This window comes from Deferrivibrio essentukiensis (genome assembly GCF_020480685.1).
Lineage (GTDB): Bacteria > Chrysiogenota > Deferribacteres > Deferribacterales > Deferrivibrionaceae > Deferrivibrio > Deferrivibrio essentukiensis.
This window is the reverse complement of the sequence record NZ_JAJAFU010000010.1, coordinates 64,357-75,775: the sequence shown is the minus strand read 5'-3', so window position 1 is coordinate 75,775 and position 11,419 is coordinate 64,357. Positions and strand designations below refer to the sequence as shown.

Genomic DNA, 11,419 nt, shown 5'->3' with positions numbered 1-11,419 from the left:
TACAAGAAAATAACTTATAGCACTTTCTTCTATCTTTTTAAATTACGCAGATGGCATCTTTTCTATGCCCTCTTTCTCAATCAAGTAAATCTTAAATTTTTTGAATATTTTTGTCCCCATCGATGAGGATGTCATCTCTGACTTGGGAAAAATGGGCAAAGTATTATAATGATTTGTCTCAGTCCCCATCGATGAGGATGTCATCTCTGACAATAGAAGGCGGAAAAATCATAGAAGCATTTATTGTCTCAGTCCCCATCGATGAGGATGTCATCTCTGACAGCACTAGGATTCCTCCTAGTGATGGCTGTCTATATGTCTCAGTCCCCATCGATGAGGATGTCATCTCTGACTATGTTCTTAAATAATAAAACTAAAAGGAGGTGGTCTCAGTCCCCATCGATGAGGATGTCATCTCTGACTAAATACGAAGGCTCTTCAGGAGGCTCTTAGAGTCTCAGTCCCCATCGATGAGGATGTCATCTCTGACCGAAAGAAATTGCTAAGAAGTTTAAATGTGGAGAGTCTCAGTCCCCATCGATGAGGATGTCATCTCTGACACTGTTCCATAAAGCTTTGCAAAATATAAACTTGTCTCAGTCCCCATCGATGAGGATGTCATCTCTGACTATGAAATGAAAGACGGTTGGATTGGTATTCGTAAGTCTCAGTCCCCATCGATGAGGATGTCATCTCTGACTATACAAAAAAAGAAGAGCCAGAAAAACTGGTTTCGTCTCAGTCCCCATCGATGAGGATGTCATCTCTGACACTATTGAAATCCCTGCTAAAGAAATTTTTGCGTCTCAGTCCCCATCGATGAGGATGTCATCTCTGACAGGACACTGCAAACGTATTAGGTGTCGAGTATAAGTCTCAGTCCCCATCGATGAGGATGTCATCTCTGACAATCGCCCACTTAGTATGATGAAAGAAGAATATAGTGTCTCAGTCCCCATCGATGAGGATGTCATCTCTGACAAAAGGTTCAACCCTACAACGTATATATGCTCTGTCTCAGTCCCCATCGATGAGGATGTCATCTCTGACAACAGTATATGACATTATTGTCGAGAAAATAGTGTCTCAGTCCCCATCGATGAGGATGTCATCTCTGACCTAAAAAGAAATTTAAAAACATACGACGGATTGAGTCTCAGTCCCCATCGATGAGGATGTCATCTCTGACGGAATGCACACCCTTTTGGATTCCTTTTGAGTCTCAGTCCCCATCGATGAGGATGTCATCTCTGACAGAAGCACAAGGACTTCGTAGCACTGATTTGAAGTCTCAGTCCCCATCGATGAGGATGTCATCTCTGACGATGGGAGGGTGACCAGTATATATGGGAGTTGTCTCAGTCCCCATCGATGAGGATGTCATCTCTGACGTAGTTAAATATATATAATGCCGTGTTTCAAGTCTCAGTCCCCATCGATGAGGATGTCATCTCTGACAGGAAGATGACGGCTCATACGTGAGACGTACTGTCTCAGTCCCCATCGATGAGGATGTCATCTCTGACCAAAGAGGAGGCTGCAATGAAAATTTTAAATGTCTCAGTCCCCATCGATGAGGATGTCATCTCTGACTCTGCCTTTTTTTATAAACTAAATATCAATAAGTTACAAGGCCATTTTGTCAAACCCCCTCCAAAAAATGAGTTTTCCACAATGATTTTAGGGGGGTCTGACAAGAAAAAATGTAGACGGATTTTTTAGGCTTATTATCAATAAGTTACAACGCTGTGTCAGAAATTTAATTTTTTGAGTTTTCCACATAGGTTTTCCACAATTTTTAAGGGTCATTGTGGAAAACTTTTGAGCAAATTTACTTCACACTAATCGCGTATTTAATTGTCAAACTTCAAATTATACTATAAACGCACAACCATCATCAAAATCAGGTATTTTTTTATCACCTATGTCAATTGGTTTTGACATTTTGTACACCTTATATATTCGTGTAAAGCCTGATTTTGTATCACATACTTTTAACTCTTCTGTCAGCCTGTTTAGCCCTGACTTTGTAAGTCTGCATTCAAAAACAGATTTTTGTATTCTAAATCCATAATTTTTTAATATTTTCTCTACTTTATCCCTTTCCTTATCGTCTGTAATATCGTATGCAACCACATATTTACCGTCTCTCGGCATAACATCACCACCTAATCACTGCAATAGAGCTGCCTTCATTGAGCCATTTTTTAATATTTAACACTTGAACATAGACCATATCGTAAATGGAAGATTCACCAAATGTAGTAGTATTTGTAAACTCAAGCTCATAAAAATTTAAAAATTTCTTTCTCCCTTCACCCGTAAAATAAAATCTACCGTTATCACTTTGAACAAAATCATCCGCCACCAGAGATTTATTATTTACTAACCTGAGAATAAGTCTATCTACAAAAATCCTAAAAGGCTCCTGAATATCTGCTACTAATGATTCATAATTATTAATATCACTATGTAAAAAGCCTAAATAGGGATTAAGCCCTTGAGCTCTTACAAGGGCATTTATTCTACTGAAAAGTAAATAATATCCGTAATTGAGCAGAGCATTGAGTCTGTCAGGCTCTTTTCTCCCCCGCCTGACACTTTTAAATTCAGGGATAAGTATAAGCTCATTTAAAACACCAAAAAATATCCTTGCAGCTTTGCCTTCAAGCCCTCTTAGCTCATCTAATGAAGAAGCTTCCTGAAGCTTAGATAATATTGTTTCCAACTCTAAAAATACTCTCTTCTCTGAGTATCTGCGTTTTTTAAGAAAAGTGAGATTATTCTTTATTTTAGCATTAACAAATTCTATTGCTACAGATAGTCTTTCTGCCTCTGATAGTTTGTAATAATAATGTCCATGCTTTGAAGACATATCGTAATAGGAACGAGAGTCAGGTTTGATAGTTGTTATGTAATACCCAGAGTTAAGTGTAAAAGATATAGGGATATTGTTGTCTATGCAATTTTTGATACATTGTGTAGAAATAGCACCCCTTTCAAGAAGTAAAACATCACTAACCCTATTAATTGGTACACTGGCAAGTACATTTTTATCTTTTCTTACCTCTATTCTTCCACCTGAAACACCTACAAACACATAAGGCTCAGTAATAAAAAGAGGTTTTCTAAATGGGTTAGGTGTAGTAGAAATCTCAGATACTGAGCCATCACCAGAAAAATTATACCCAAGAAAATTAAACCCCTGACTAATATGCTTTACCGATGTCTTGGCCTTATTTAACCCTAACTTAATCTCGCCAAGGGAGTTTTCTGCAAATTCCAATAGTGAATATGCACTCTCTTCATCTTTGGTAAATATAATAAAATCATCTGCATACCTTATTAGTATTACATCATACTGTTTTACCGCTTCATCAAATGCGTCAAGATATAGATTTGAAAGAAGTGGAGATAGCGGCATACCTAAAGAAAGCCCTCTTTCCCTTATTTTTACATTTCCATTTTCTACATATTTTGTTTTAATGAATTTTTCTAATAAACCTAAAGTAATAATATCCGATTCAGGAATAATTCTTTTTACAATTGACATTAAAATCTCATGGTCTACGGAAGGGAAAAAATCTTCCACATCAGACTCAATTATATATGAGTAGCCTTTTGATATAGCAAAATTTATCCTTGCTATTGCATCATCTCTGCCCAAACCTTTCCTAAACCCTATGGACTCATACTCAAAAGAGCTCTCTAAAGGTTTATAAAGCATTTTGTAGAGCATTTTTTGTACTACCAGGTCTCTAAATGTCGGCTTTTCTATAATCCTCTTTTCACCATTATTTTTAGGTATGGTAAAAGTTTCTACCGGCAAAGGGGAATAAAGCCCTGCAACTATCTCTTCCTGAAGTATAGATGGAAGATTTTTATCAATCTCTTTATGCACATCCGGGTCATCAAGCTCATCCATAGCTTCAATAAAAACACTTTCTATATAATTATAATTTGAAAAATTATGGTCAAAAAAACCTATAGACTTTGGATGAAACAAATAATAGCCATAACCATACCCAAATCTGTTACCAATATGCAATTCAGCACCCAAAATCAGATATGGTAAAATTTCACTTAAATCACCTTTGATATATAAATTACCTACACATCCGTTTATATAGTTTAGACTTCCCCCTTGTGATATGGAAGGCTTTTTTATTTCCGTATAGGAAAGGTAATTTGAATTGACAAAAAACTTATTTAAATCTACTTCAGGAAAATCAACCTGAAAAATATCATCATATCGCTTTTTAACGAGATTGAAAAACATCTGATTGTTAAGAAAAGTCCTTGAATGCTTTCTTTTAGGTGTAAAGCTCAGGGGATTTAGAAAATTTAAAGTTACTTCTTCTTTTAATAAGCTGAAATCATAGCAATATTTAAGCATCGGATAGCTAATTTCTTCAACTTCTGTACAGGACAATAGAGAGTTATTCCGCGAATTTTTTGGATTTTCAAAATATTTTATAAAAGCATTGTGCCAGTCTCCTGCAAAATCTATCGCTTTGCCGGCAAAAATAATTTCAATGGTCACACTTGTTGATGGTTTTAATTTAAAGTTAAAGTTGCGCCCTTTTATATGAAAAACTATTTTAGGAGAATTTTCAAATGAGCCAAAAAGCTCGGCTGAAACTTCTTTGACTATGCTATTTACTACAACAATATAAGGATAATTACTAAGTTTACCCTTATTTTCTAAAATACAGCTAAATTTTTTCCATGACAAACCGTTAAAAAATTCTTCCATCCTAAGATATATCAAAAATCCCTTTTAAAGTAGACATCAATCTTTTTTTATCAATATTTTTTGTCTGAAACATAGATACATCAAGTAACTCAGCCCTTTTAAAAACCCTATCCGGGTTTTTGCTCTTTATCACCTTGTCTAAATTACTTTCCAAAAATGCTATAAGCAGCTTATTTGAGCCGTTTAGAAGATTGTATATTGAGTTATACTTGTAAATAAGATATTCTGCATTGAAATTTTTGCCCATCTTACACTCGGCAAGACTTAGCTTATTTTTGTATATAGCTATAACATCTATCTCATTTTTCATGTCATTGTCATATGGGTCATAAGTTAAGATTGTCGAAGAAATCACATCATCAAACCCAATGTCATCTAAAATATTGGCAATATATTCTTCAAAAACAGTGCCGTTAATAAATTTTTGGTCATAGCTATTATACGATGATAGATAACCATTTTTATGGAGAATTTCGTAAAATTCAGGAAACATTTTTCTTAATTGAGGTATATTACTATCTTTATAATCAAGAAATTTTTCTCTAAACTTATTGTATTTGCACCCATCAACAAACAGCTTATCTACCATTTCCCTCCTTGATTCTCTATCTTTTTTATTATCCCCTTCAAGCAGATAAAATCCAAGACTGGATACATACTCTTCAACATTTAAAAAGTTTGTGACTTTATGGTGAGTTATACTTTCCCCTTTTATAAAATGGTAGTCAGCTTCAACATTGTCATAAATTATAAAATTTGCCCCTTGAGATTTTAACTCATTTGTAAGATATACTCCAAGTGCACTGTTTGGGTCAGATAGGTTTATCAAAAGATTTGATGGCGCTGAATACTCTTTAAGCTTTGCTACCACATCCTTGTATGTATCCATCATATCTTCGTCATAAATCAATAAATTTAGCTTAGCTTTTCTAAACAAAGGGGTAATTGTAATCCCACTCTTAAAATATTTAAATTCTTTGTCATCTTCATATTTTCTGTCGTAAATTATGGTATGTTTTTCGATTTTATCCTCAAACTCTTTTAAAACAGCCATAATTTGTATAGGGATACCCCCGTAAATTGATATCAAATGCATACTTGACACTCTACAAATTTACCATAACCGACATTTGTCTTAGCTCCTATTCCGATATCAAGAAGTATTGTCTTGAAAAGTTTAAGCTTTTCATCAGCAGACAGGTAAATATCATCTTGAAGGATAAAGTTAAATTTAAATTTAACATCCGGAAGCACCTTTAAAAATTTAATAGGCACAGGATTTTTTAAAGGGTCTTTATGAGGAGTAATATAATCACTACCCAAAAATTTATTGCCACTTTTTAAAGGATACGCCTCAAGAAAAATATCCCTTTTAGACATAGGGATAATTTTACCATTTAATTCCCCTTCAAATATAGCATTTACAACATTTTTAGCAGATAGGCTTTTATTTATATTGTTAAACTTTAGCAGATAATTAAAATAATCTTCTTCTTCCATATAAGCCCTTAATAACCCTTTAACAGATGAGCCGGGAATAACAGGCAATCCTGTAGTATGGTCAAAATAAAAGCCTAACTTGTAGCCGCCACTTTCTTTATCCTCCACATCATGACTATAACCTGAGCCAATTAAAAGCCCGGGGTAGATGGTCTTGAGCTCAAAACTTTTAAGATTAGAAAATGTAGAATAATAGGTAAAGGTTTCATCTATTTTTAATTCTTCCAAATCTCTATTTATATTTGAATTTACCTTTACGTTTTCCCCATCATCAGAATAATATTTTTTGTAAAATAGATAGCCGGCATTTTTCATTTTAATCCTCCAGCTTAAATGTTCGAATAGCAAGCTTTAAAGCTGTAGCTGCATCTAAGATATCATTTTTAAACTTTATCTTTTCTTTATATTTTATAGCAGTCCGTGTAAGACTCTTTTTATCAATATCTTTATAACCCATCTTTTCCAAAATATGTAGGAGTGCATCTGCAATTAGTCTTCTACTCCCTTTTGTCCTATCTGTATCTTTTTCAAGGTTTGCCGCCGCAGGGATAAGTCCCGCCTGAATCACAGTAGCCCCAAACCCTGAAATATAGCCGTTATAGACCTTTTTTATTTTTCCACTTTCAGCCAGATTTTGCTCTGCAGCCTCAAGAGCATAAGGGATAAGCTTTTCTACTGCATTCATATTACACCTCACTTACAAGGCTAATTAAAGAAAAACCGTATCCGATAGAAGCATTTGCGCCAATCTGTACAGGAGATTTTGTAATAGATTCTACAAAAGCATTAAAATCAGAGTCATTTTCAGGTGCACCAACTATGAAGTAAAATCTGCTCTCTCTTGGGACAACCTCTTCATACCAAAGATTTTCACTCCTGCCATTTTCCAATTTATTTCTTGCCACTACCGGCATATTTAAAGCTACATCGTTTAAAAATATTTCATCAGGAAATATTGCAGGGTAGGCGCCAAATAAATCTTTAAAGTTTTTATCTGAAATATCATTGTTATATTTTACTTCATACCCTTCAACAGTCCCCATTTTGTTGTTTTCACATATTTCTACTTTTTCTGGCTTTGGAATATTGTAGTTAAACTTGTAATTTATTGAAAAATCATCCAATATTTTCTTAAATGAACTACAAATATTTGGACACGTACCATTAAAATATGCTCTTATATCACTTCTTACAGGTATAGAAAGTATATAAGCCGGAAAAAATTTATAGCTACCAGGTGCACTTTCGTTATTATTTTTGGCTTCTTTTCCAAATATTTTACTTACGCTGTCAAGACCGTTACTTTCACAATGCTCCCTTAATGCACCCTTTAAGCTTGAAGAGCTGATATAAGGATAATTTGTAGTAGGGTCACGTTGTATAAGATTGTCAACTACTCCAAAATTTGTATCACCACTGCCTACATGCATATTTGATAAAGTCCTGATTGTAAAAAGATGGTATTTTAACATTTTTCACCCCTTAATTTTTATTTATTTTATAAATATTAAAACCTATATTTTTAAGTGAGCTGTTTTTATCAAGTATCTCAATGACCTTTTCCATGTTATCAGTAAAAAAGATAGAGCCCCTCTTTACAAGGTTAGCAAGCCCTGATTTACTTTCATTTCTTTTAAACTTATAACTGCCGGTCAATGTCTTGATGTATCTGAAATTTACTACTTCTGTCATTGCAAATGAGCAGTAATTAAGAATTTCAGGCTCTACATATGCATCACTTAGCAGAGTAACAGTATTATCATATTTACTAATAAGATTTCCAAATAGCTCAATATAATCTTTATCAAAATCAAAAATCCTCATTTGAAAAGATGAGCCATCTGCACCCATATAAAGAGTGTTGTCTTTGAGCTTGTAGTCTATATCTGCAATAACACAAAAACTAAATTCGTCACTTAAGATGTAAGATAATTTTTTATAAAATTTATCCTGCTTATCATCTTGATTTTCCTGCTTTTCAATCCCAATCTTTTCATAGCTTGTTATTACATTATCAAGAGTAATCTTTTCACTATTATTAATATTAACAAGCTGTGACTTTTTATAATTCTTTTCGTGATCTTTGATTTTTGGAATCTTTGGGCTACCAAAGCTGCATCTACCCTCTACAAATTCTATCTCCACCCCGTGGTCAAAGGGTGTGAAATTGTAAAAATCAAAATTTTTACCTTTATGTTTACAAAAAAATACAGGGGATATATTTTTTATTACTCCAAAGTTGTTTTCCTCTTTTATCCTAAAACTTTTACCGATTAATTGCTCGATTTCTGTTTTTTCTTTTTCTGTATACCCTTCTTTTTTCCAAATATTTGCCTGAATTAAAATTTGCTCTCGCAAAGCACCTAAAATAGTTGTCTGCTGAGGGATTTGTAAAGATTTGCCAAAATAATTTGATTCATCCCCCTCCCCAAAAGTTTGCTCGCTACCAAAAAAGTAAGGGACTAATGGTTTAAATGTAATCAGATATCTACTCATCACTTTTCCCCCAAAAATTTATTAAATCTCAATGAGCTGACAAAAAGATTAATCTTATCCTCAAAATTATTATACTTGTCTGAAGTCATAATTGCCTTGTAAAATTCCTTAATTTTATCAATCTGACTTTTACTGCTGATATGCACACCTTCATTAAAAAAGTTGTCAAATACACTGTCAATTTTTTCCTTATCAGCACCTATGCTGCTTAACAACCCTCGTAGAGTGTTTGTCTTGAAAATAAGTGAGCTAAGAAAGTTTTCATCACTACTTTTTAAAATCTCTAAAAATTTAGCATACTCCATTGAAGCTTGATTATAAACCCCTTCAAAATAGTGACCGGAATGCTTTAAAATTTTAAAGGCTACAGCATTTTTTTCTTTAAACTTTTTTGCTTTATTAAAAAGTAGATTCATACTTTCTGAAACCGCCTCATTCATCGGATATTTATAGTAACTTATTGATATTCCAAAAGATATGGAAGTATCAGGATAATTCTTTTTGATATTCTCCTCAAAGGATTTCTTAATTTCTTGTATCAAATCAAAAATATTTTTGTCATTTCTTACAACGGGGGCAAAGAAAAATCCGTCATCACCGCTTGCATAAATCATAAGCCCGCCAAAATCTTCTACTTTTTTTGCAGATTTTTTTGAAAACTCATAGATAGCTTTTGAAAATTCTCTTGTATCATCTAATTCTTTAAGAGCACTACTAAAGTTATCCCCGTCATAGTATACAATAGCGATATATTTATGGGCTTTCTTTATATTTTTTTCACTCTCAATAACCTTTAAAATATCTTCATCTTCTAAGTCCTGCTCAGATTTTTCTTTAAAGCCACTAAAATCATCGGCCAAATCTTTTGCAGCAACTTCAAGGATACATGGAAATCTTTCTTTATACCCACCCTCCTTTCTTAAAAAACTTTTTGTATTTGCAGGTGCTAAAATTGAAGCAATGTTTTCCTTTGCATCCCTTAAAAACTGTTGCCTGTATTCAACGGCATCCAGTAATGAGCTCATTTCGGTAATTATTTCTGATTTTTTATCTAAGGTAAGCTCTTTTTCAATAAAATATATCTGAAAATATTTTCTAAATTTATCAATAAGTTTTTCATCATATTTCTTTGCCAGTTCATCTATAATATCTTTTGATAACTGCTCAAGCTTTTCAAAATCTCCTTCTCTTGATTTAAAAATAAATCGGTCAGGGAATATTCCCACACGCTTTTGCTCAAAAATATCATTATCGATGTAAGGCAACAAAATATCATCTGCTCTCTCTTTAAATTCTTTTATAACCTGCTTCATAATGTATGAAAAGACATAGCTTGCCGCCCAAATCTCTCTAATTTTTTTAGCTGCTTGAATAGTCCGAACAATGGGACCAATGGATAGACCTATATATTTAGCCATTTTTACCTCCAGCTTTGTTAGTTATTTTTTCTCGGTAGCTTTTAATCTTGCTATAAATTTCTTTTAAATCATTAAATTTTTGATTTTTCTGATACTCATTTTGAACATGTTTTGTTAAATCAACATTAATAGCAAAGTCTAAAAAATCTTTTACCGTAAAAACATCCTTAGGAGGTGTTGATAGAGATAGTATATCTCTTGAAGTAGATGAAGTAATATTAAATTCTGCATTATACATTTTAGATTTAATTGGTAGTGGCTCAAAGTAAATCTCTGCCACATTATCTTCTATAAGGGGTTTAAAAAATAATGGTGAAGGAAATCTCTCAATTCCCTCACTTTCCCTTTTAATTGAAGCATCGTACGACTTCCAAGATTCTTCTGTAGATAAACCTAACAACTCTTTTATCAAATATTTTTGATTAGACTTAAACGTCAAAAGCTCATCGTTATTATGCTCTTTTGCTTGATTTTTAAGATAAGAATTAAAAAACTTTTCTTTTATACTTTTTTTATCCCATTGAATATTTTTAGACTTTGCGTAAGCAAACATCATGGATTTAAAATAAAAGCTCGTTTTCTGCTCATGAAAATTAAAGTCATTTATACCTGCTCTTAATGATTTATAAAACAGTTCAATTTTCTCAAATATAAGTTTTAAATTATCTTTTAATGCCCGCTTTTTATTTAACTCAATAGTAAAATGGTAATTTAGCCTTAATTTTTTGTAGTGTGGATCGTCAGGATGAATATAAAAAGAGCCAAACCCTTTTGACTGTCTTGTTCCAAAATTGTTTAGTATCAAAAATGCTGCAAAATTCTTTTCAATTAATTCTAATATTTCCGGATAAAGTGAAAAAAATTCTACTTCGATAGGTTTTTCAGTAAATGAGAAGCGCCTTTTTTCATCCTTGTTTTTTAATCCCATATTTGCAAAAAATAGTGGAAATTGTACAGTTTTAAACTTGCCGTTTGGCTTTGGAATTGACTGCTCAATATCAAAAAACTCAACATCTTTATAAACTATCTTCACCTTATAATTCAACGCATCCTTATCCTTATCTATAAGATATTTTTCATATTTTTTTCTGTCTTTTTTAAATACACGCTCAATTAGAAATTTATCCAGCTTTGGTTTTAGCTCGGTAGCCCTCAGTGTTGCTCCTTTTTGATTGTGCTGAAAATGGATTAGAGGCGTGTGTTGCTTTAGTTTAAACGAAATTTTAAATGGATTATCACTCATAATCTA

Annotated in this window: 9 protein-coding genes and 1 CRISPR repeat array; all 9 genes read right to left on the bottom strand. The window is 33.0% G+C overall.

What is annotated here, in order from left to right:
• Nucleotides 1-106: 106 nt before the first annotated feature.
• A CRISPR array of direct repeats spans nt 107-1,593; the repeat unit is 36 nt; unit sequence GTCTCAGTCCCCATCGATGAGGATGTCATCTCTGAC.
• Nucleotides 1,594-1,872: 279 nt separating this feature from the next.
• The 9 genes from cas2 to LF845_RS06570 are packed head-to-tail and all read right to left on the bottom strand — an operon-like array spanning nt 1,873 to nt 11,413.
• Entirely contained in the window at nt 1,873-2,157 is a 285-nt protein-coding gene (gene cas2, locus LF845_RS06610; RefSeq protein WP_242820219.1) for a CRISPR-associated endonuclease Cas2, read from the bottom strand.
• A 4-nt stretch (nt 2,158-2,161) separates the two neighbouring features.
• Nucleotides 2,162-4,756, bottom strand: a complete 2,595-nt coding sequence (cas1, locus tag LF845_RS06605) for a CRISPR-associated endonuclease Cas1 (protein ID WP_242820218.1) — start codon at nt 4,754-4,756, stop codon at nt 2,162-2,164.
• Nucleotide 4,757: 1 nt separating this feature from the next.
• A complete protein-coding gene (locus tag LF845_RS06600; RefSeq protein ID WP_242820217.1) occupies nt 4,758-5,852 on the bottom strand; it encodes a Card1-like endonuclease domain-containing protein in 1,095 nt (364 codons plus the stop codon).
• On the bottom strand, nt 5,843-6,571 hold the full coding sequence (gene cmr6 / locus LF845_RS06595; protein WP_242820216.1) for a type III-B CRISPR module RAMP protein Cmr6: 729 nt from the start codon (nt 6,569-6,571) through the stop codon (nt 5,843-5,845). The genes LF845_RS06600 and cmr6 overlap by 10 nt, the downstream gene beginning before the upstream one ends.
• A 1-nt stretch (nt 6,572) precedes the next feature.
• Entirely contained in the window at nt 6,573-6,941 is a 369-nt protein-coding gene (locus LF845_RS06590) for a type III-B CRISPR module-associated protein Cmr5 (RefSeq protein WP_242820215.1), read from the bottom strand.
• 1 nt (nt 6,942) lies between these two features.
• Complete coding sequence (gene cmr4, locus LF845_RS06585; protein ID WP_242820214.1) at nt 6,943-7,728, bottom strand: type III-B CRISPR module RAMP protein Cmr4; 786 nt, start codon at nt 7,726-7,728, stop codon at nt 6,943-6,945.
• Between the two features lie 10 nt (nt 7,729-7,738).
• Nucleotides 7,739-8,752, bottom strand: a complete 1,014-nt coding sequence (locus LF845_RS06580; RefSeq protein ID WP_242820213.1) for a type III-B CRISPR module-associated Cmr3 family protein — start codon at nt 8,750-8,752, stop codon at nt 7,739-7,741.
• Nucleotides 8,752-10,170: a Cas10/Cmr2 second palm domain-containing protein gene (locus tag LF845_RS06575; RefSeq protein ID WP_242820212.1), complete on the bottom strand. Its 1,419-nt coding sequence runs from the start codon at nt 10,168-10,170 to the stop codon at nt 8,752-8,754. Before LF845_RS06575 ends, LF845_RS06580 begins: the two co-directional genes overlap by 1 nt.
• Nucleotides 10,163-11,413: a hypothetical protein gene (locus LF845_RS06570; protein WP_242820211.1), complete on the bottom strand. Its 1,251-nt coding sequence runs from the start codon at nt 11,411-11,413 to the stop codon at nt 10,163-10,165. Before LF845_RS06570 ends, LF845_RS06575 begins: the two co-directional genes overlap by 8 nt.
• Between the last annotated feature and the right edge of the window lie 6 nt (nt 11,414-11,419).